This window comes from Corynebacterium ammoniagenes DSM 20306 (assembly GCF_001941425.1).
GTDB classification, from domain to species: domain Bacteria; phylum Actinomycetota; class Actinomycetes; order Mycobacteriales; family Mycobacteriaceae; genus Corynebacterium; species Corynebacterium ammoniagenes.
Genome location: NZ_CP009244.1, coordinates 194,003 through 215,016, shown reverse-complemented (window position 1 = coordinate 215,016; position 21,014 = coordinate 194,003). Strand labels below are relative to the sequence as shown.

At 56.8% G+C, this 21,014-nt stretch carries 19 protein-coding genes; 10 read left to right on the top strand and 9 right to left on the bottom strand.

Annotation, left to right across the window (positions count from 1 at the left end; translation table 11 throughout):
* The first annotated feature begins 25 nt into the window (after positions 1–25).
* A complete protein-coding gene (locus tag CAMM_RS01085) occupies positions 26–1,600 on the top strand; it encodes an aldehyde dehydrogenase (NADP(+)) (protein ID WP_003849769.1) in 1,575 nt (524 codons plus the stop codon).
* A 36-nt stretch (positions 1,601–1,636) separates the two neighbouring features.
* A complete protein-coding gene (locus tag CAMM_RS01080) occupies positions 1,637–2,959 on the top strand; it encodes an enolase C-terminal domain-like protein (protein WP_003849771.1) in 1,323 nt (440 codons plus the stop codon).
* An 88-nt stretch (positions 2,960–3,047) separates the two neighbouring features.
* Here the strand turns inward: CAMM_RS01080 and CAMM_RS01075 are convergent, their stop codons facing one another.
* Positions 3,048–3,704 carry a GNAT family N-acetyltransferase gene (locus tag CAMM_RS01075; RefSeq protein ID WP_003849772.1) on the bottom strand — a complete coding sequence of 219 codons (657 nt, stop codon included), beginning with the start codon at positions 3,702–3,704 and terminating at the stop codon, positions 3,048–3,050.
* A gap of 43 nt (positions 3,705–3,747) precedes the next feature.
* On the opposite strand from CAMM_RS01075, the gene glfT1 reads away from it, so the two are divergent.
* The gene (gene glfT1 / locus CAMM_RS01070) at positions 3,748–4,689 is read left to right on the top strand and encodes a galactofuranosyltransferase GlfT1 (RefSeq protein ID WP_040356395.1); all 942 of its coding nucleotides are present in this window, start codon (positions 3,748–3,750) and stop codon (positions 4,687–4,689) included.
* A 20-nt stretch (positions 4,690–4,709) separates the two neighbouring features.
* Here the strand turns inward: glfT1 and CAMM_RS01065 are convergent, their stop codons facing one another.
* From CAMM_RS01065 to CAMM_RS01050, 4 genes are read right to left on the bottom strand one after another with little or no spacing between them, the layout of a single operon-like run.
* On the bottom strand, positions 4,710–5,168 hold the full coding sequence (locus tag CAMM_RS01065; RefSeq protein WP_003849777.1) for a GtrA family protein: 459 nt from the start codon (positions 5,166–5,168) through the stop codon (positions 4,710–4,712).
* Positions 5,169–5,181: 13 nt separating this feature from the next.
* Positions 5,182–5,592: a GtrA family protein gene (locus CAMM_RS01060; protein ID WP_040356397.1), complete on the bottom strand. Its 411-nt coding sequence runs from the start codon at positions 5,590–5,592 to the stop codon at positions 5,182–5,184.
* 6 nt (positions 5,593–5,598) lie between these two features.
* Complete coding sequence (locus CAMM_RS01055; protein WP_003849782.1) at positions 5,599–6,567, bottom strand: IS1096 element passenger TnpR family protein; 969 nt, start codon at positions 6,565–6,567, stop codon at positions 5,599–5,601.
* A 21-nt stretch (positions 6,568–6,588) separates the two neighbouring features.
* Positions 6,589–7,020, bottom strand: coding sequence for a hypothetical protein (locus CAMM_RS01050; protein ID WP_003849784.1), 432 nt, complete (start codon positions 7,018–7,020; stop codon positions 6,589–6,591).
* Positions 7,021–7,098: 78 nt separating this feature from the next.
* On the opposite strand from CAMM_RS01050, the gene CAMM_RS01045 reads away from it, so the two are divergent.
* The 7 genes from CAMM_RS01045 (at position 7,099) to CAMM_RS01015 (ending at position 17,665) form a co-directional block, all read left to right on the top strand.
* On the top strand, positions 7,099–8,112 hold the full coding sequence (locus CAMM_RS01045) for a nucleoside hydrolase (protein WP_003849786.1): 1,014 nt from the start codon (positions 7,099–7,101) through the stop codon (positions 8,110–8,112).
* Between the two features lie 43 nt (positions 8,113–8,155).
* A complete protein-coding gene (locus CAMM_RS01040) occupies positions 8,156–9,598 on the top strand; it encodes an MFS transporter (RefSeq protein ID WP_003849788.1) in 1,443 nt (480 codons plus the stop codon).
* Between the two features lie 23 nt (positions 9,599–9,621).
* Positions 9,622–9,900, top strand: coding sequence for a hypothetical protein (locus tag CAMM_RS01035; protein ID WP_003849790.1), 279 nt, complete (start codon positions 9,622–9,624; stop codon positions 9,898–9,900).
* Between the two features lie 103 nt (positions 9,901–10,003).
* Complete coding sequence (locus tag CAMM_RS01030; protein WP_040356399.1) at positions 10,004–11,419, top strand: decaprenylphosphoryl-beta-D-ribose oxidase; 1,416 nt, start codon at positions 10,004–10,006, stop codon at positions 11,417–11,419.
* Between the two features lie 12 nt (positions 11,420–11,431).
* The gene (locus tag CAMM_RS01025) at positions 11,432–12,190 is read left to right on the top strand and encodes a decaprenylphospho-beta-D-erythro-pentofuranosid-2-ulose 2-reductase (protein ID WP_003849794.1); all 759 of its coding nucleotides are present in this window, start codon (positions 11,432–11,434) and stop codon (positions 12,188–12,190) included.
* 128 nt (positions 12,191–12,318) lie between these two features.
* On the top strand, positions 12,319–14,259 hold the full coding sequence (locus CAMM_RS01020) for a galactan 5-O-arabinofuranosyltransferase (RefSeq protein ID WP_077715782.1): 1,941 nt from the start codon (positions 12,319–12,321) through the stop codon (positions 14,257–14,259).
* Positions 14,260–14,269: 10 nt separating this feature from the next.
* On the top strand, positions 14,270–17,665 hold the full coding sequence (locus tag CAMM_RS01015; protein ID WP_003849798.1) for an arabinosyltransferase domain-containing protein: 3,396 nt from the start codon (positions 14,270–14,272) through the stop codon (positions 17,663–17,665).
* A 68-nt stretch (positions 17,666–17,733) separates the two neighbouring features.
* Here the strand turns inward: CAMM_RS01015 and CAMM_RS01010 are convergent, their stop codons facing one another.
* The 4 genes from CAMM_RS01010 to CAMM_RS00995 all read right to left on the bottom strand — a co-directional run bounded on the left by CAMM_RS01010 (position 17,734) and on the right by CAMM_RS00995 (position 21,010).
* Complete coding sequence (locus CAMM_RS01010; RefSeq protein WP_003849800.1) at positions 17,734–18,177, bottom strand: hypothetical protein; 444 nt, start codon at positions 18,175–18,177, stop codon at positions 17,734–17,736.
* Positions 18,178–18,244: 67 nt separating this feature from the next.
* Positions 18,245–19,033 (bottom strand): ABC transporter ATP-binding protein, encoded by a 789-nt coding sequence (locus CAMM_RS01005; RefSeq protein WP_003849801.1) that lies wholly within the window; start codon positions 19,031–19,033, stop codon positions 18,245–18,247.
* Positions 19,026–19,808, bottom strand: a complete 783-nt coding sequence (locus CAMM_RS01000; RefSeq protein ID WP_003849803.1) for an ABC transporter permease — start codon at positions 19,806–19,808, stop codon at positions 19,026–19,028. Before CAMM_RS01000 ends, CAMM_RS01005 begins: the two co-directional genes overlap by 8 nt.
* On the bottom strand, positions 19,805–21,010 hold the full coding sequence (locus tag CAMM_RS00995) for an ABC transporter substrate-binding protein (RefSeq protein ID WP_232051017.1): 1,206 nt from the start codon (positions 21,008–21,010) through the stop codon (positions 19,805–19,807). The genes CAMM_RS01000 and CAMM_RS00995 overlap by 4 nt, the downstream gene beginning before the upstream one ends.
* Between the last annotated feature and the right edge of the window lie 4 nt (positions 21,011–21,014).

Genomic DNA, 21,014 nt, shown 5'->3' with positions numbered 1-21,014 from the left:
ACCATACGTTCAGAAAGGAACTACTTTGAGCACGCATATCTACGGCAAATCACTAATTAACGGCGAATGGGTTACTGGCTCTGAAGGCACAGTAACTGGTCTCAACCCAGCAACTAATGAAGCACTTGAACCAGAATTCTCGCTTCTCGGCGCAGACCAACTTGATCAAGCCACCGCTGCAGCAAAGGATGCTTTTGCTAGCTACCGGGCAACCACTCCCGAAGAACGCGCAGCCTTCCTCGACGAGATTGCAGAGCAAATTGAAGCACGCCGCGAGGACATCCTCGCTCGCGCAACCCAAGAAACCGGACTTCCCGAAGCACGCCTCACCGGGGAGACTTCACGCACCAGCAATCAGCTGCGTCTTTTCGCGAAGGTACTGCGCCACGGCAATGACAATAGTGTGCGCATTGATCCCGCACAGCCGGATCGCACGCCAGCACCGCGCGTGGATATTCGCCAGCGCCGCGTGCCATTGGGACCGGTTGCAGTCTTCGGTGCCAGCAACTTTCCCCTGGCCTTTTCCACCGCCGGCGGAGACACCGCCTCTGCTCTCGCCGCAGGTTGCCCAGTAGTCTTTAAAGCCCATAACGCACACCCTGGTACCTCGGAAATTGTTGCCCAGGCAATTCAAGCGGCCATCGACAAGCAAGGCTTGCACCCCGGCGTGTTTAACCTCGTCTTTGGCCCCGGCGCCAAGATTGGCCAACGCCTCGTATCCGATCCATCTATTACCGCCGTGGGCTTTACTGGTTCACGCACCGGCGGCATGGCCATTTTCCACACCGCTAATGAACGTCCCAAGCCCATCCCAGTCTATGCCGAGATGAGCGCGGTCAACCCCGTCTTTGTCTTGCCCGGCGCGCTGGATGATGCCGCGGGTCTTGCAGAAGGTTTCTTTGGCTCGGTCACTGGTTCTGCAGGTCAGCTGTGCACCAAGCCTGGACTGCTCTTTTTGCCAGCAGGTGATGCCGGCGATAAGTTCGTTGCCGCACTCGCTGAGCACTTCAACAATTCCCACGGCCAGACCATGTTGACCAAAAATATTGCGAATGCCTGGTTGGAGGCAACGTCGAAGTTGCGTTCCCAAGACGGCGTGCGCGTAGCCGGTGAAGGTGCTGCTGGAGAGGGAGAAAACGCTCCTGCGCCAGTCATCTTTGATACTGACTTGGCCACCTTTGAATCCAATGATGTGCTCGAAGTTGAACTCTTCGGCCCGGCCTCACTTGTCATTCGCTACAACACGGTCGATGACCTCATCCGCGTCATTGATGGCCTCGAAGGACAGCTCACGGCTACCTTCCAAGCTGCCGAAAGCGACTTCGCAGAGGTTGAGAAGCTGTTGCCACACGTAGAAGAAATTGCCGGACGCATTCTCTTCGGTGGTTGGCCCACCGGTGTCGAAGTAGGCCACGCAATGGTTCACGGTGGACCGTTCCCAGCTACTACCAATGGCTCCACCACCAGCGTGGGCACTTTGGCAATTGAGCGTTTCCAGCGACCGGTCGCCTACCAATCCTTCCCAGAATCGCTGCGCCCAGCACCTGTGCGAGATGCCAACCCCTGGGATGTTCCACAAGTATTCGACGGACAGTTCTAACTTTCCCCTCATCCTCTATTCGAAGCGAGAATCGCGATGAACAACACCACTATTGAACAACTTCGGGTCGTTCCCGTTGCCGGACACGACTCCATGTTGTTAAATCTTTCCGGAGCTCATGCCCCTTTTTTCACCCGAAATATCACGTTGATTACGGACTCCGACGGCCGCGTTGGCCTCGGCGAAGTTCCAGGTGGAGAAGCCATTCGGCAAACCATTGAGGAAGCCCGTGATCTTCTAATTGGCAAGCCCGTTGCCCAGTACAAGTCCTTGCTCAATCAGTTTCGCGCCAAGGTAGCGGGCAAAGATGTCGGCGGACGCGGCAACCAGACCTTCGACCAGCGCATTGGCGTACATGCGGTCACAGCCATTGAGTCCAGCCTGCTGGACTTGATGGGCCAGCTCCTCGGCGTTCCAGTTGCCGAGTTGCTTGGCGATGGTCAACAGCGCGCCAGTGTCCCCATCCTGGGTTACCTCTTCTACGTGGGGGATCCTGATAGGACGGACTTGCCTTACCTGCGCGAGCCAGAGGCCCAAGGCTGGGACCGTATTCGCCGCGAGGAAGCGCTGACCCCAGAAGCCGTCGTGGAGCTGGGTCGTGCGGCGTCCGAAAAGTATGGTTTCAAAGACTTCAAGCTCAAAGGCGGCGTGCTTTCTGGCGATGATGAAGTAGAAACCATCCGTGCCCTCAAAGAAGCGTTTCCTGATGCGCGCATTACCTTGGATCCCAACGGTGGCTGGCTCTTGGACGATGCCATCCGCTACGGCAAGGCCATGCAGGGACTCATTGCTTATGCAGAAGATCCATGCGGCGCGGAAGGGCGCTTTTCCTCCCGCGAGGTCATGGCTGAATTCCGCCGCGCTACCGGTTTGCGCACAGCAACCAATATGATTGCCACCGATTGGCGCGAAATGGCGCATGCGGTACGCGAAGGCTCAGTAGATATTCCATTGGCTGACCCGCACTTTTGGACCATGTCTGGTTCCACCCGCGTCGCGCAGCTGTGCCATGACTTTGGCCTGACGTGGGGTTCGCACTCCAATAACCACTTCGATATTTCTTTGGCCATGTTCACCCACGTGGGCGCCGCAGCCCCAGGGGAAATCACCGCGCTTGATACCCACTGGATTTGGCAGGATGGTCAAGCATTGACCAAGAATCCGCTGCAGATTGTCAACGGCGAAATCGATGTTCCGTATACGGGTGGTCTGGGTCTGCAGATTAATGAAGACCGCCTGGCGGAAGCGAATGAACTGTATAACCAGCACGGATTGGGCGGCCGCGATGATGCACTCGCGATGCAGTATCTGATCAAGGATTGGGAATTCGACGCGAAGCGCCCTGCGCTAGTTCGCTAAGTCTTATCCCACCGCAATAAACACGCGGCACAAGCTCTCCTTTTCATTAAAAGATGAGAGCTTGTGCCGCTGTCTTTGGGTTTTCTCCTTACAGGCCCAGCAGCTTTTCTAAAGCGGGGTTCACGCCATCAACGGTGACGTGCAGGTTATCGGGGTGTTGGTAATTCTGGCGTAATAGTTCGGCTCTTTCGCCGGGTGCGGTGTGGTTATCAGGGCCAAGGCCTTCGACGGTGGTCTCAGCAATGGTGGCATAGCCCAGCTTTGCGCTCACCGCTGCGGAGGCTTTATTGCTTGACGCCCAGGCGGTGGTGAGTTTGGCGGCACCAAAATGGTTAAACCCGGTCTGGGCAATGGCGTGGCGTACCAAGGTGCCAAGTCCTTTACCTTGCAGGGAGTAGTAGATCCACGAGCCGGTTTCAATGGTCTTATTCGCGGGGAAATCATTCGCGCGCATATCTACTGAACCAATAACTTGGCCTTTGTGCACGATTGCTAGGTCTAATGACCAGTGCGCGGGGGACATCTGCGCGCGATGGGCCCAGCGAAATTGGGCGGGGTTATTGTGGGCATCGAAAAGCCAGCCGAAGGCGTGCTCCGGAATCTCGGGGCCGAAGATATCTGCGGGGGTGACATCGGCGATGGCGAGGATGTCTTCATCACGCATGGCGCGCAAGGTTATTTCCTCACGGCCGTTGTGTGCTGTGATTTCTAATCCAAAAGGCGGCCAGATGCGCGCAAGATCCATGGCGAAATGCTACCACCGGGGATTTCATGGAAGAATAAACGCCATGCCCACTTCGCGCTCTTCGGCCCCACAGATTGCCCCACTTAGCTCAACTGGTTCCCTCGCCGCGGTCATTGTGACCCACAACCGCGTGGAATTATTGCGCGCTTCTTTGGAACAAGTCGTCCACCAAACCCACCCGGTGCAGTGGGTCATCGTGGTCGACAACGGCGCGGACAACGCCGTGGAAGATTTAGTAGCTGAGGTCGCCGGTGAGCGCGCGGTGTATGTACCTTCAGAAACCAATCTGGGTGGTGCGGGTGGTTTTGCCTTGGGCTTTCTCACCGCGCTAGCCCTGGGCGCAGATGCCATTTGGTGCGCTGATGATGATGGCCGCCCCGCCGATAACGCGGTGCTCAAAGAGCTCTACCGCGTCGCCGAAGATAACCACCTGCATGAGGTCTCCCCCGCGGTATGCAATATCGATGACCCCGGCGCGCTGGCCTTCCCGCTGCGCCAAGGCGTGGTGTGGCGCCGGCGCATGGAAGAACTTGAAGGCGATTTCTTACCCGGTATCGCCTCGTTATTTAATGGCGCGCTCATTTCGGCCGCGGCCATGGAAATCATCGGCGTGCCGGACTACCGGCTGTTTATCCGCGGTGATGAGGTGGAATACCACCGCCGGCTGGTCAATTCCGGGCTAAGCTTCGGCACGGCTTTAACCTGTGCCTACCTGCACCCGGATGGTTCAGCGGAGTTTAAGCCGATTTTGGGCGGTGCGATGCACACCCAGTACCCAGACGGCGATTTCAAACGCTTTTTCACCTACCGCAACCGCGGCTACTTGCTGTGGCAGCGCGGCATGCGCAAGTTATTGCCACAAGAATTCGCACGCTTTGGTTGGTTCTTCCTCGTCCAACAGCATGATCCCAAGGGCTTTATCGAGTGGCTGACGCTGCATAACCGCGGTCGCCGGGAGGATTTCCGCCGCCCTGAGCACGGTTAGGCTTCGTGTTAAGCCACGCGCTAAACCTCGCGCACTTTGGGGGCGTTGCGGAAAATGAGCCACCGTTGCACAAAGAAATTGATGACGGTGGCGGTTCCCTGGGCGAGGATAAAGGCCACGATTAATGACGCCGTGGAATTCCAGTCTAGGGTGTGATCGAAAAATGGGAACGCCCAGCGGTAGATCACAATATTGATGGCGTAGGTAATGCCGTAGGTCAGCGCGACCATCGCAAAGCGGCGCTTGGACGGCTGCGCCCGAAACGTCCACCGGCGGTTGAGCAGGTAGGCGGTTAAGGTGCCGAAGACAAAGCCCACGGAGCGGGCGGCGATATTGCCTAGAAGCTCCAGGGCAATCTGAAAGGTCCAGGTCAAACTGGCGTCAATGACTGCGGAGATACCACCGGTAATAGCAAATTTGGTGGATTGGCCGCGCAGCGAATTCGACTTGGCCAGGCGCTGGGCACCCTCAGATGTCATCGCAGGTTCCTACCTATTTCGAGTTAAATACAAAGACGCGTTGGATAACAAAGTTTGTCACCGTGGCAACGCCTTGGGCAATAATAAACGCGACTGTATCTTTAGTCAGACCGTGCAGGCCAATGGTTTGTAGCGGCGAATTCAGCAGCCAGTACAACACGTTTTGCACCGCGAAAGTCGAGGCGTACAACAACGCCACGCTAATGGCGGTCTTGCCGCTAATCTTCGCGCCAAAAGTCCATCGCGCATTGACTAAGTATGCAGCGACGGTACCAAAGACCCAGCCAATGGCCTTTGCCGCAGAGCGGTGCAGACCAAAGTACGTCAGCACCATGGTGACTGAATAGTCCAGGATCGCGGTAAAAATGCCCACGAATACAAACCGCGACAGCTGGGTCTTTAAAGAGTTATTCGATGAAGTCACGAAGGGTTAGCCTACCCCACGCAACAGCGCACGGAAGATATCCAAACGGTCGACCGGCGCCGCGGCGTTGGGCCCGCAGGCACCCACCGACGCCAAGACGCTTGTCGATGCCCCGCACATCTCCCAGATTTCCTCCGCCGTTAATTCCTCCCCGTCATCAGAAATCCAGCCCAACGCTTCCATGGTGGTGGCGGTAACCGCGCCCATCAGCTCTTCACTGCCCATGCACGCAAGCCCTAGAACAATGGACCAAAATGCGTCTTGTCCTTCGGTGGTGACCTCGCGTGGCAACGATGCTAATTTTTTGCGCACGTCGGTGGATAATTCCACGTTACGGCTAAGATCTAGCGCTTGGAGAAGAGGTACGAAATCAAAGAGCCGGGAGCGCTCGACGATGCTGCGCGCCGGTGGGGTGAGGTAGGTCAGAACCTCATCGATGACGGCTTGTCCGGTTAATTCGGCGTTGATGGCGGTAAGATCAAATTTCGATCCGGGAAAGGATCCGGACCCACCCACGCACAAAGCTTGGGGCGTGCCCTTATCGCGCGGATAGATATCTGCGACTGTGATGGAAAAGTCCCACAGACCCCAGGTGAATTCCACCACTTCATCCTCGCGCCATAAAAATTCCGCGACGTGATGGCTGGGATCGATCCTGCGGGATTCAGTTTTTTGCGCTGCTTTATCGGCGTTTTTATCTAGGTGATAAAAATGCCACGGGGACTCTTCGGCGGGCAGGTCGAAGCAAATCACCAAAACATTGTGAAGCTGCGAAAACGTCAACGCATCATTGATGCCGATGTGACGGTGGACTTCAGCATCTTCGCGGACATTGGATACCTGCACAATAACGGTGAGCGGTTCCCGGCGTAATTCGACAGACGTGTCTTGGGAGTCGTGGCTCTCGCCGCCAGCGCGCTCGCGATTTTTGCGGTCACGAAGGCTGTCGAGGTCAAATACTCCGGTGCCTGACATAGTCCCCAGCGTACTTAAATGTCACAAGCTGCGACGTGCAGCGTATTCACTAGCAGCGAAAACAGTGGCTGCGCCTAGGCCACCGAATAAGGTCCACGGCTTTTTCACGCCGCGCTTGCGCAGCGCCTTGGCCAGCCCGCGCAGCCCCGCTACTTTCAGCACACCAAGAACGCTTAAACCAGCGATGATCTGCCACAAAGAAATATTCGACTCGGCGGGTGGTTCCGGCGTAATCTCTTCATCTTCGTCGATGGCGTTTAAGTAACCAACGAGCCCGGTAAACGATGCCAGGGTCACAAGATAAGTGACGATCAGTGGCGTGGGCTTTTTGATGTAATCCGGAAAAGATAAGGCGGCGCCCGCAAACCCTGCTTGGACCACGCGTCCAGCCAAGGTGTCATCGAGGGCGTAATTGTCTTCTTCCACGTGCACGGCATCAGTAGTGTTTTGCATAGCGCCCCAGAATACCCGCGTATTTTCACCGGCGGCAGGAAGCGCTGGAGACACACATAGGGGGTAGAATCTGAGAGCATGAACGCAGATACCAACTCACCTGCACAGAAGATCATTCTGGACTGCGATCCAGGCCATGATGATGCCATCGCGATGCTGCTGGCGCACGGCAACCCGAACCTCGAATTGCTCGCTGTCACCACCGTAGCGGGTAATCAAACCCTAGAAAAAGTCACCACGAATGCGCGGGCTTTGGCACGCGTTGGAAATATCACCGGTGTCCCCTTTGCCGCAGGCGCGTCGCGGCCTTTGGTGGGACCGCAGCTTATCCCCGACGAAATTCACGGTGATTCCGGCTTGGATGGTCCGCAGCTACCCGAGCCCGGCGCGCCATTGGAGGATATGCACGCGGTCAACCTCATTGCCCAGGTCATCCGGGACAATGAACCAGGCTCCGTGGTCATTATCCCCACCGGTTCACTGACCAACATCGCCCTGTTCGCGCGCATGTACCCAGAGCTAGTAGAACGCGTCGGCGGTGTGACCTTGATGGGCGGCGGCCACCACACCGGCAATATGACTCCGGCGGCGGAGTTTAATATCTTAGCGGATCCGGACGCCGCGGCGATTGTCTTCGAAGAATCCTGGCCGGTGACGATGATTGGTCTGGATGTCACCCACCAGGTGCTTGCCGTGCCCGAGCGCATGGAACAGCTTAAGGAAGTTGGCACCGACGTTTCCCAGTTTATCGCGGAGCTCGTGGAGTTCTTCGGCGCTTCTTATATGAAAGAACGCAACTACCCCGGCCCGCCCATGCACGATCCGTTGGCCGTGGCAGCAGTTGCGGACCCATCGGTAGTGCGCACCATCCGCGCTCCCATCTACGTGGAAACTCAAGGTGCACACGCGCGTGGGCAGACCATTGTTGATTTCCGCCGCACCTGGTCTAATAATGACCCGAGTGGTTTGGGTCTTGTTGATGATCCAGAAGCTTCGTCCCCCAATACCTCCGTTGCCGTGGATGTGGATACCGAAAAGTTTTGGAATCTTCTCTTAGATGCGCTGCGCCGTATTGGAAACACCAACTTTTAACACCGCGCACTTCTAAGCGCTCGTATCTACCCAGGAGATCCTGATGACACAGACCCCTCCGAACGCCGTCGTTGACCCCGTTGATACCCGCAAAGGTGGCCTCCCGCTGCTGATGGCGGTGCTCTTGGCTGCTGCGGTGGCCTTCCAGCTCAACGCATCCATGCTGTCTCCGGTGCTGCCACCCATGGCGGTGGAGCTTGATACCGATGAAGCCACGGTGGGGTTGACCCAAACCGCGTTCTTTACCGGCGGTGCGCTGTGTGGACTCTTCCTCCCGCGACTGTCCGATATCGTCGGCCGGCGCAAGATCTTGCTGCTGATGCTCTCGGTGATGGCACTGGGTGGTGTGATCGCAGCGCTTGCTCCCAATATCGGAGTGCTCATGTTCGCTCGTGCGCTGCAAGGTATTGCCGGCCCCACCATTCCGATGACCCTGATTATCCTGCGCAGCCAGGTCAAAAACGAGGTTCGCCTGGGCACCTTGCTGGGCCTCGTCGCTGCTATTAACGGCGGTGTCGCGGGCGTGGACGTGCTGGTATCCGGTTGGATGGCAGAGAACTGGGGCTTCCGCTCGGTGTTCTGGTTGATTGCCATCGTCGGCTTTATCGCCGTAGCCATGGTTGCTATCTGGGCACCAGAATCCAAGCCATCGAGCGGCATCAAGGTCGACTGGTGGGGCGCACTGTTTTTGGTCATCAGTGTTTGCGCCATTACCTTGGCGGTCAATGAAGCAGGCAAGGCCGGCAACGCCAACTGGATTGCCGTCATCATTGGCTTGGTCATCGGGCTCGCGGTATTCGCCGTCTTTTGGAAGTGGGAAAACAAGCACGACCAGCCACTGGTTGCGCCGAAGTACCTCAAGCGCCGTTCCACCTGGGGGCTGTTGCTGACCACGGTGTTAACCATGACTGGCATCTTCGCCGCCGTCAATGGCGTGGCTGTGTCTCTGGCGCAAAACCCCGACGCAGGTTTTAGCATGAGCGCGGATGCCGCCTCCCTATTCTTGTTGGCCCCCTATGCTCTTATCGGTCTCGTCGTAGGCCCCTTCGCAGGCCGCTTTGCACCAGTTATTGGCTACGGTAACCTGCTGCGTATCGGCAATGCTGCTTCCGCACTATTGCTTCTGCTTCTAGCGTTCGTCGGCGTGCACTCCAAGAGCGTGCTGATTATCGCGGTCATTTTGCTGGGTATTACCTACGCCGGCATTGGCAATATTGTGCTTAATAACTTAGGTGTAGTGAACTCGCCGAAAGATAATGAAGGCTTTTTGCCCGGCATGAACTCCGCGGCCTTTAACTTGGGCGCTGGTGTTTCCTTCGCCATTCTTCCGGTCTTTATGGTCGCTGGTTCCCCCGCTGGTTCGGACTCTCTTGCAGGCTACACCACTGCATTTTTGGTCGGCGCCATCATCTTGGGTATCTCGGTAGCGACCTCGTTGTTTATCCCGAAAGTCACAGCTGCGGAAGCTGAAGGCGCAGTGGTTTAACCCCAAGGACTAGGCTTGGGGTCATGTATGACGGCAAGATGGAAAACCTGACCCCAGCCCAGCAGGCCGCGCAAGATGAGCGCACGGAAGATGACAAGCGCAATGGCCGTTTCATTGCCGCTGAGCGTACGAATCTTCCGCTCAATGATTTCATGACTCGGCTAATGGCCGAAGAGATCCCCATGCTGGATTCCAACTCCCGTGGGCTGGTCTACAAACTCCTCCGCGAGTACGAAGGCCCCGAAATTACCACGCAGGATGAGTTGCCGAAAGAAATCCGCGACATCATGGATTTGTATTAAATCTCCATCGCACCAGCCGGTGTCCTGATAATCACCTGTGTAATCGGTCATTGTGCCCCGTTGGTTAGGTGTTGAATGCTTATAGCTAGGTAAGCTGACAACCATGGAATTGCACACCACCGTAAAATCATTACATGGCTGGGGCCGCACGGCTCCAACAACCGCACATGTGCTGGCAACCGCTGACGTCGATGAAATCCGTCAGGCTGTTGCCATGGTCGCCGATGACAACGCTGATAAACCAGAACACCTTCGCCGCGGCATCATTGCTCGCGGTATGGGCCGCTCCTACGGCGACCCGGCGCAAAACGCTGGTGGACTCGTCATCGACATGCAGTCGCTGAATCGCATCCACTCTATTGATCCGGAAACCGCCATTGTTGATGTCGATGCCGGCGTTACTTTGGACCAATTAATGAAGGCTGCGCTGCCCTTTGGTTTGTGGGTGCCCGTACTACCCGGTACCCGCCAGGTCACCATCGGTGGCGCTATTGGACCAGATATTCACGGCAAAAACCACCACTCCGAAGGCTCTTTCGGTGACCATGTCACCTCCATGGACCTGCTGGTAGCTGATGGCCGCGTCCTGCACATCACCCCAGAGGGCAGCAGCGATGACCCAGATGCTGAGCTGTTTTGGGCCACTGTTGGCGGCATGGGTCTGACCGGCATTATCCTGCGCGCTAGCATTCGCATGACCAAGACCGAAACCGCATACTTTATTGCGGATACCGAGCGCACGAGCAACTTGGACGAGACCATCGCCGCGCACTCTGATGGCTCTGAGCACAACTACACCTACTCGTCGGCGTGGTTTGATGTCATCTCCCCGGAGCCAAAGCTTGGCCGTTCCACCATCTCGCGTGGTTCTTTGGCCACTTTGGAGCAGCTTAAGGAATTTGCACCGAAGCTGGCTGCTGATCCGTTGAAGTTCAATGCACCGCAGCTGATGACGGTGCCGGATATCTTCCCATCCTGGACCATGAACAAGCTGACCTTGATGGCTATTGGTGAGGCGTACTATGCCATGGGCTCACCTGCGAAGAACCAAATCAATAACCTCACGCAGTTCTACCAACCGCTGGATCTCATTGGCGAGTGGAACCGCGGTTATGGCTCCAAGGGCTTCTTGCAGTACCAGTTCGTGGTTCCGATGGATGCGGTGGAGCCTTTCAAGGACATCATCCGCGATATGCAAAAGTCTGGCCACTACTCCGCGCTGAACGTCTTCAAGCTTTTCGGCCCTGGTAACAAGGCACCGTTGAGCTACCCCATGCCTGGCTGGAATGTCTGCGTGGACTTCCCTATCCGCCCAGGTCTGGGAGAGTTCTTGGATGATTTGGATAAGCGCGTGATGGAATTCGGCGGCCGTTTGTACCTGGCTAAGGAATCCCGCACCTCCGCTGAGAATTTCCACACCATGTACCCAGGCCTTGAGGGCTGGCTGAAAACCCGCAACAACATTGACCCCATGGGCGTCTTCGCCTCCGATATGTCACGCCGCCTCGAGCTGCGCTAAGAAAGGACTGACATGCTTAACGCAACTGGACAAGCACAACACCTGCTGCTGCTCGGCGGTACCAGCGAAATCGGACTGGGGATCATCTCCGAGTTCTTAGAGCGCGGCTCCGCCAAGGTCACGCTCGCGGCTCGTAAAGACTCCCCACGTATTGCAGATTCTGCCAAAATGCTTGAAGCACAGGGTGCAGACGTGGAAATTATTGATTTCGACGCGACGGATTTTGAGTCCCACCCAGGGGTCATCGACAAGGCATTTGCCCGCGGCGATGTTGATGTGGCCGTGGTTGCCTTCGGCACCTTGGGCGACCAGGAAGAACTTTGGCAGGACCAGGCCAAGGCCGTGGCCTCTGCTGAAATTAACTACACTGCGCCGGTCTCGGTGGGTGTGCTGCTCGGCGAGAAGTTCAAAGCCCAAGGCCACGGCACCATCGTTGCTATGAGCTCTGTTGCTGGCATGCGCGTGCGACGCTCGAACTTTGTCTATGGCGCTTCCAAGGCTGGCACCGACGGTTTCTACGTCAACCTGAACGAAGCCTTGCGTGGCTCTGGCGCGAATGTTGTCGTTGTTCGCCCCGGTCAGGTTCGCACCAAGATGTCCGCTGATGCCGGCGAGGCACCGCTGACCGTGGACGTGGATGATGTTGCCAAAGCCACCGTCAAGGCAGTGCTGGAAGGCAAAGAGTCCGTCTTTGTCCACCCACTGTTCCAGTACGTTTCTTTGGCATTCAAGTTCATCCCACAGACGATCTTCCGCCGTCTGCCGTTTTAAAAGGCGCCTAGCGCCGAAACATATAAGTTAATTCTTCGCCGATCTCTGACTTTTAAGGCCGCTTCCATTCCCATTTTTGGAAGCGGCCTTAAGCAAGGAATAACCCGAATGTATGGGAGACTAACCCCATGACTGTGACCGATTCAGCGGAGGCTCATCAGCCTGCCTCCTCTTCTCCCGTGCGCGATTCGCGTCCTTTGACCCCTGCTACTCGCGATACCACGAGCTTTTTGGGTGTCTTGCTGGGCATGGCAGCGGCAGCCATTGGTGGCGGCGTTGTCACCCTTGCCGCCTGGTTTGTGTTCAAGCAGGTCTCTTTGCCCGCTTTTAGCACTTCCATGGTCACTCGCGGTTTATCTACCGCGGGCATTGTTGCCACGGTCGTCATTGTGGCCGGCTTGCTCTACCTGTGGACCAAACGGGGCGTGGCTGGCCAAGGACCTCTGTCCTGGCTGACCGTGGTGGTGGCATATCTTTCACCGGCGCTGATTGTGATCAGCAGCCTGGGCATGCCACTGTCGGCTACTAAGTTGTGGCTGCAAGGTATCCAGGTTGACCAGGTCTTTCGCACCCAGTTCTTAACCCGCATGACCGTCGAGGGCGGCTATGCGGATATGAACTACGCCGATATGCCCACCTTCTACCCCATGGGTTGGTTCTGGCTCGGCGGGCGCATGGCCAACCTCTTAGGTCTGCAGGGCTGGGAGGCTTTCCAGCCCTGGTCCTTGGTCTCTATCGCCATGGCCTGCTGCATCCTGGTTCCCGTCTGGCAGCGCTTGACTGGTTCGTTGCCGCTGGGCACGATCATCGCGCTGGCCACCACGGCATTGACGTTGACGCTGGCGGTGGAAGAGCCGTATTCCGCAGTCATTGCCTTAGGTGTTCCAGCCGCCGCCATCATGTGTTCCCGCGCCTTCCACGGCTCCTGGGGCTCGACCGTGGGCCTGTTGGTCTTTCTCGGTATTTCGGCGACCTTTTACACGCTTTTTACCGGCGCTATTGCAGTTACCGTCGTTTCCTTCGTCGCGGTGGTCACGGCACTTGTGGAGCGGTCATTTAAACCTATCCTGCGGCTTTTAGTCATTGGCTTTGGTTCGTTGGCCATCGCAGCGGTGGCCTGGGGTCCTTATGTGCTGGCCGTATTACAGGCAGATTTCCCCACGGAAACTGCAGCCCAGCACTACCTTCCCGCAGAAGGTACCGAGGTTCCTGTTCCGTTTCTCGCCCCATCATTGGTGGGCTTGCTGTGTCTGATTGGCATTGTCTACCTCGTAGCGCGGATCAAAAACGTACACATCCGCACCTTGGGCTGGGCACTCATCGGTGTCTACCTGTGGATTGTGGCCTCGATGATCTTGCCGTTGCTCGGCACCTCACTGCTAGGGTTCCGCCTGGAAATTCTGGTAGTACTCATCATGGCGACCGCCGGTGTTTTGGGTCTGGCGCATGCATATGAAAAATATCGCACACGTGAGCACCTCACCGCCGTGGTCACCGTTATCACCGCCTTGGCCGGAATTTTCTACATGCAAGAGATCCCAGCGGAGCACCAGACCGCACTTGATAACGCGTACTCCGATACCGACGGCAATGGTGAGCGCGCCGATAAATTCCCCGCGGACTCAGCACGGTACTACGAAGAGATTGACGGATTCTTCCAAGATCACAACGTTGATGTCGTGATGACGGATGAAAAGCTATTTATGGCCTACTACCCCTACTACGGCTTCAATGCTTTTACCGCGCACTACGCCAACCCGCTGGGGCAGTTCAAGCAGCGCAATGAAGAAATGTCGACGTGGGCAGAAAATTCCTGGGATCAAACCCCAGAGGAATTCGTGGAAACACTTGAAAACAATCCTTGGGATGTGCCGGACGCCATGATTTTCCGCGGCGATATTGATTCGCCGGATGATGGCTATAAAGAACACCTCGCCGTGGATATCTTCCCTAACCAGCCCAATGTCCGTTATGACGCCATCTTGTTTGACCCAGAGGTGTTCAACGATTCCGAATATTGGGACGTTGAGCAAATAGGTCCTTTCGTTGTCGTCGCTCGAGTGAACTAAGGTATTCGACGTGAATGATGTCTACACCGCCGAACTTCCTGAGCTAAGCGCACGCCCAGCCCCCAAGGGGCTGCGGTTGGCCGCAATCATCACCGGCCTCATTGGCTTTGTGTTGTTCCTGGCCACGCCATTTTTGCCAGTCACGCAGACGCAGTCGTCGTTTGATTGGCCACGGGAAGATTCGCTGAATTCGGTTACAGCCCCGCTGATTTCCGTATCCCCGGAAGAAATTGATGCCACCATCCCCGTCGCAGCTACTGACATGCTGCGCGACGGCCAGGATTTGCTGTATGCGACCGTGCCCCCGGAGTCGGAGGAAGCTTCCAACCGCGGCATGTTCGTGCGCGCGGGTGAGCAGGGCTTGTCGGTTATTTCCTTGGATGAGGTCGTGCTCTCCTTATCGGAAGAACAGGTGCAGGAGCTTTCCGATGACGACGAGATCACCATCCACTCCACCGAAGACGCCACCACGGTTTCTGTCGGTGAGTACTCGGAAAAGTCGACTGAAGATCTGCGCCCGCAAGTTGTTGGTGTCTTTACTGAAATCGAAGACACTCCAGAAAACCTGGAGCAGCTTTCTGAGGCCGGACTCAATGTCCACGTAGACATTAACTCGCGCTTTACCTCTTCACCGACCACCATCAAACTGGTGGCGATGATTGGTGGTCTCATCATGATGCTGGCCGCGCTGGTCTGCATCGCGCGCCTGGATCGCCTCGACGGCAAGAAGATCAGCTTCATGCCGGCCACCTGGAAGCAGATCCGCCCACTCGATGGTGTGGTTTCGGCCGTCCTGGTCTTCTGGCACATCTTTGGTGCCAATACCTCCGATGATGGCTTTATTTTGACCATGGGTCGGGTCAAAGAGCACGCGACGTACATGGCCAACTACTACCGTTGGTACGGCGTACCGGAGGCACCTTTTGGTACTCCGTACTACGACCTCGTGGCCCTGTTGTCTAATATCTCGGCCACCTCGGTCTTCATGCGCATTCCGACGCTGATTGCGGCAATATTGACGTGGTTTATTCTCTCGCGAGAAATCCTGCCGCGCTTTGGCCCGATGATTAATGATCGTCGCGTTGCGCACTGGACCGCCGCGTTTATGTTCTTGGCATTCTGGCTGCCATACAACAACGGCATCCGCCCAGAGCCCATCGTTGCCTTCGGCGTCATTTTCACCTGGGCATCCTTTGAGCGCTCCATCGCCACCTCGCGCATGCTGCCAGCAGCAGTAGGCACCATCGCCGCTACCTTGACGCTTACGGCAGGACCTACTGGCCTGTTGGCCGTTGGCGTATTCTTGGTCAGCTTGCCGGCGCTATTTAGCATCTTCAGCCGCCGCAAAGACTCCGCCGGTGGTTGGCTGCCACTGATTGCACCGTTCTTAGCCGTGGGTACGTCCGTGCTCGCTTTGGTCTTTAGTGATCAAACCTTGGCCACCGTCTTGGAATCCACCCGCGTGCGCTCCGCAGTGGGTCCATCGTTGAATTGGTACGACGAATACGTTCGCTACACCACATTGTTCGAGGGCTCCGTCGATGGCTCGCTGACGCGCCGCTTTGCGATGTTCACGATGCTCTTCGCCCTAGCCCTGATCATCTACGCCTTCATTCGTGACAAAAAGGTCCTGGGCACGTCCAAGGGACCAACCCAGCGCCTGTTGGTGATTATGGGTCTGAGCATGTTCTTCCTCATGTTCACCCCGACCAAGTGGACCCACCACTTTGGTATCTACGCCGGTATTGCTGGTGTGATTGCAGCTCTCGGCGCCGTGGTCTTATCGCAAATTGCGATGCGCTCCCCGCGCGCCCGCACCTTCGCCGTGGCCTCAGTGGTCTTCCTCATGGCTATTTCTTTGGCCGGCTGGAACGCCTGGTGGTACGTGTCTTCCTTCGGTGTTCCGTGGTGGGACCGATCCGTGCAATTTAAGACCATCGAAGCCTCCACCGTGGTCATGGTCATCGGCCTTATCATCGTCGCCATCGGCATCGTCCAAGCACTGCGCCATAACTACCGCAAGAACCACGGCATCGAACAGCCACAAGTTTCCGCCAAGCGCTGGACGAGCATTTTGTCCGCGCCGCTGGCCATCGCATGCATTGCCATCGTGGCCTTCTCCTGCCTGTCCTTTGCCAAGGCCTATATTTCCCAATCGCCGAGCTACTCGGTCGGCCAAGGCAACTTAAAGGCCATCGGCGGCAATGAGTGCCAGCTGGCGGATGCGGCATTGATCGAGACCAATACCAATGAGTCTTTCCTAACTCCAGTTACTGGTGATCTCGGCGAATCCCTGATCAATCCTGAGGAAGATAACCGCGGATTTGATCCGAACTTCATCCCCGAAGACATTGAGCCGGAGAACCTCAACTCCGCGTCTGTGGGTGCGATTGGTTCTACCCAGACCGGTTCCACCTCCTCTGATTCTGAGCAAGCTACCTCCGGCACCGATCCCTCATTGGGCGGTCAAACCGAGGAGCAAAGCAATGCTTCGAGTCCGCAGGCCAATGCCGAAAATGTCACCGATACTTCCTCCGGTGGTATTCGCGGCACCGACGGCGTTAATGGTTCCACCATGCACCTGCCGTTTAACTTGGACTACACCAAGGTGCCAGTACTAGGCTCTTATGACACCGGCCAGCGCGGTACCTCTGAGGTCACCACACAGTGGTACAACCTGCCGGAAGCTCCTGGGGAAAACACCCCGGTGCTGTCGGTTGCGGCTGCCGGCGATATCTACCACCACGATGTCAATGACGTTGAGCAAGAGGGCATGGAACTGACCTTGGAGTACGGCACCCTCGGCGAGGGCGATGAGGTCACCAACACCGGTGAGCTAGAGCTTCGCGATGTCGGCGCTTCCCCCAAGTGGCGCAACCTGCGCATCGCGCTGGATGAGATCCCAGACGACGCCAATGTCGTTCGCCTCGTGGCTGTCGATGACTCCACGGACGAAGATTCCTGGTTGGCCTTTACCCCACCACGCGTGCCGGAGCTGACGACCTTGAATTCGCAGTTTGACTCCTCCATGCCCGGCTTGCTGGATTGGTCGACCGCCTTCCAGTTCCCATGCCAGCGCACCTTCGATCACTTCGCTGGTGTCACGGAGATTCCGGAATACCGGATTTTGCCGGATGCTCCGGCACAGAATTCGCTGACGGACTTCCAGTCCTTCTCCGGTGGTGGCGCGATGGCAACAGCCGAAGCTGTGAACTACTCCTATGAGATCCCGTCCTACCTGGACGGCGACTGGGCTCGCGATTGGGGCGCAATCCAAAAGTATGAACTGCGCACTAACTCCCAGGGCGTCACCCCAGATCCGGCGGATATCAACTACGAGGAAATCACCCGCTCCGGCTGGTGGCAAAACTCCGAGATGAAGATCCGCAAGGAAGGCGAAGAATAACCACTCTCGCCTCCGAGCAGAAAACCCGCACCCAAACCTGGGTGCGGGTTTTGCTATATCAGTAATGCTTATAGAGGATTTCCCTGAGCATCAATCGCTCCCTGTGAGGTGTAGTTCTCCCACGTCCGGCAGTGGCTTAATTCCCCATTGCCCATGGGCGCGACGCGGGAGAGATAGTTCTCGGCAACAAGCTCCGCAGTGTCGATGCTTTCGTGGTGGTTTCCAAAGACAAATCCTAGAAGCGGTCCCTGCTCATCTTCTTCGTGAACCTGGCAGCGCACCGTGTAGGTTCCGATATTGTCTCTGACCTCAGGCGCGTTTTCGGCTGCCTCAACGCTGTCATCTAGACCGGCGATAATCTCGCTACGCTCTTGCGCCAAGACCGCTTCCTGTTGAGCTTCGTGTGCGGCTTCTTCCCGGGAATCTAAAACATACGTTGTCCCCGCTATGGAACCGCCAAAGGCCACGCCTGCGACAGCCAATAACGCGACTGTGCCTTTCAGAAATCTCATCGTCCCCTGCCGGTTGCACCAATAGTTGCCTTCTTCAGGGTAGACGAGATGAGATGTCGAAACAGGACTAGTGCTCGAGCAGGTGCAGCATTTCTCTGCGCAGCTCCGCGGTCCTAGCTTCTACGGCCGGGTCTTCGCTGGCCTCGTGGCGCGGGCGTGGCAGGTCGACGTCGATGTCGGCGATGATGGTGGACTCGGGGCTTTTAGACATCACGAGCACGCGATCGGATAGCAAGATGGCTTCATCGACGTCGTGGGTGACCATCACGACGGTACGCTGCGATGCTTCCCAGATATTGAGCAATTGCAGTTGCAGCTCGCGGCGGGTAAGGGCATCAAGGGCGCCGAAGGGTTCATCGAGAAGCATGATCGGCGGGTCGATGGCAAAGGCGCGCGCGATGCCCACGCGCTGCTGCATGCCGCCGGAAAGGCGGGCGGGGCGGCGTTCGGCGGCATCGGAAAGCCCTACTTGCTCCAAGTGGGTCTTGGTAATCTCCGCGCGCTCGGACTTGCTCAAACCAGGACGAGCAGAGCGCAACCCGAAATCAATATTGCCGCGCGCGGTCATCCACGGCAACAACGCGTGATCCTGGAAAACCATGCCGCGATCAGGCCCTGGCCCCTGGACTTGCTTGTGCCCAGTGCTCACGATTCCGGTAGACGGTTCAGCCAAGCCCGCAATCATCTTCAAAATGGTGGACTTGCCGCAGCCAGAAGGACCCAGCAGGGCGACAAATTCACCGTCATGGATATTGATGCTGGTATCACCAATGATCGTGGTCGAACCATAGGACTTGGTGATGGAATCAAGCTCGACTGAGGCATCTGTGGAGGTGGTATTGAGCGTTTTAGTCATAGCGAACTACTTTCTGCAATGCGCCGACGAGATGGTCAAGGACAAGGCCTGCGATACCGATGATGAAAATGGCCACGACAATGGCGTCAATATCTAGGCGGTTCCATGCATTCCACACGAAAAAGCCCACGCCGCGGCCACCGATGAGCATCTCCGCGGCAACGATGACCAGCCACGCGGTAGATAAGGACAAGCGAAGTCCGGTAATAATGCCGGGCAAGGACGCCGGCAGCCAGATGTAGATGATGCGCGACCACCAGTTAGTGCCGATGGTGTCCGCGAGGTTGATATAGGTCGGGTTCACGCTGCGGACCGCGTCAATGGTGTTGATGAGAATCGGCCACAGTGCGGACAGCAAGATGACAAAGACTGCGGTGTTTTCTGCATCTTTCAACAGCGCCAACCCCAACGGCAACCACGCCAGCGGGGAGACCGGGCGCAGAATCTGCACCACTGGATCCACAGCCCAGCGCAGCGTGGTGCTGCGGCCCAAGATAAAGCCGACGGGCAAAGCGATAACGGCGGCCAGCAGGAAACCTAAAAGCACGCGTCGAAGACTCGCGAGCAAATGCCAAAAGATGCCCACGCTGGCGGGGCCATCTTGGTAGAAGGGATCGGATAAAATCTCGACCGCGCGCTGAAAGGTATTGATTGGAGTCGGCGCGATATCGCTAATCCACCCAGCATGGGCAGCATATTGCCAAATGCCGATGGTGAGCAGAAACATCACGACGCCAATGATGATGGCGTGAAGCGGTTGTGGTTTAGTTTTCACCGAAAAATCACCGAGTCCATGTGGTCATATCCACGGGTAGGGGCAAATGGATCAAAATCCACGCCATTGATGCTTAAGTGCTCGCCCGATAGTGCAAGGCCTGGCGCTAACACGCTGCGCGCGGCGGCGATGATGCTGGAATCATCCATGGTCAAGGTCTCGCCACCCAAACCCCACCGGGCCATTTGCGTGGCCATCCAGACAATCGCGGCGGGATCTGTGGGATCACCAAAAGACATGCGGTCTAAATCCGTGTGCGTGTTGCCGTGCCAGTCTTGGTACACCCCGGAAAACGGTCCTTCCAGCAATTCCGCAGGCTGGTTGAGGTATTTTTCTTGGCCCAAGGTGCGCGCTGACGATGCAAATTGCGCCGGGGTACTCAAGATGTCCGCAGCCTCTTCTAGCGCGGCAACGACCGCCTGCGCGGTGTCACCGTGTTCTGCTTTCCATTCTTTTGCCATCGCCACAGAACAGCAGGGATGTTTATCCCATAGCTGCTTGGTCTGCAACCAGATTTTGCCAGAGCCGTTTTGAATAGCACGTTCATTAAAAGGCTCTGGGCCGATAAAGCCATCGATGCCTTCCACCGATAGCTGCGCGACCATGTCCGCTGGGCGCAGCAAGCGCAGCTCCACATCGGCAATGGGGTCTACGCCATTAGCTGCCAAGTAATCCCGCAACAGCAAAGCATGCACGGAGTACTCAAAAGGAATACCCAGCACCATGCCCTTGAAATCCTCCACGGATGTCACCGAGCCATAGTGCTTCGACGCCAACGTAATGGCCTGTCCATTGGTGTTTTGGGTAAAGGACAATTCCGTGGGACGTGCCGCATTGGTCACGCCCGCGTCAATGGCCACAGTCATGGGCGAGAGCATGTGTGCGACATCGAGCTGCTCTGTGGCATAAGCCGTCCACAGATCCGCCCAGCCGGAGAACTTTTTCAACACGACATTCGCGCCATGCTTTTCGAAAAGCCCCAGGGCATCGGCAATCGCAATCGGCGCGGAGCACGCAATCGGCACATAGCCAATGGTTAACGGAGTGCTCTCTGTTGGTTGTGCCTTGGTGGATGTTGGCGCACACCCAGCCAAACCCGCGACCGCGGCTCCAGCGGTCGCTAAAGCGCCCAGCTGAAGAAACCGCCTGCGGTCGAGGCGGTGAAGATTGTGGTCATGTGGCACTGGTGCTGCATCTTTCACTCGG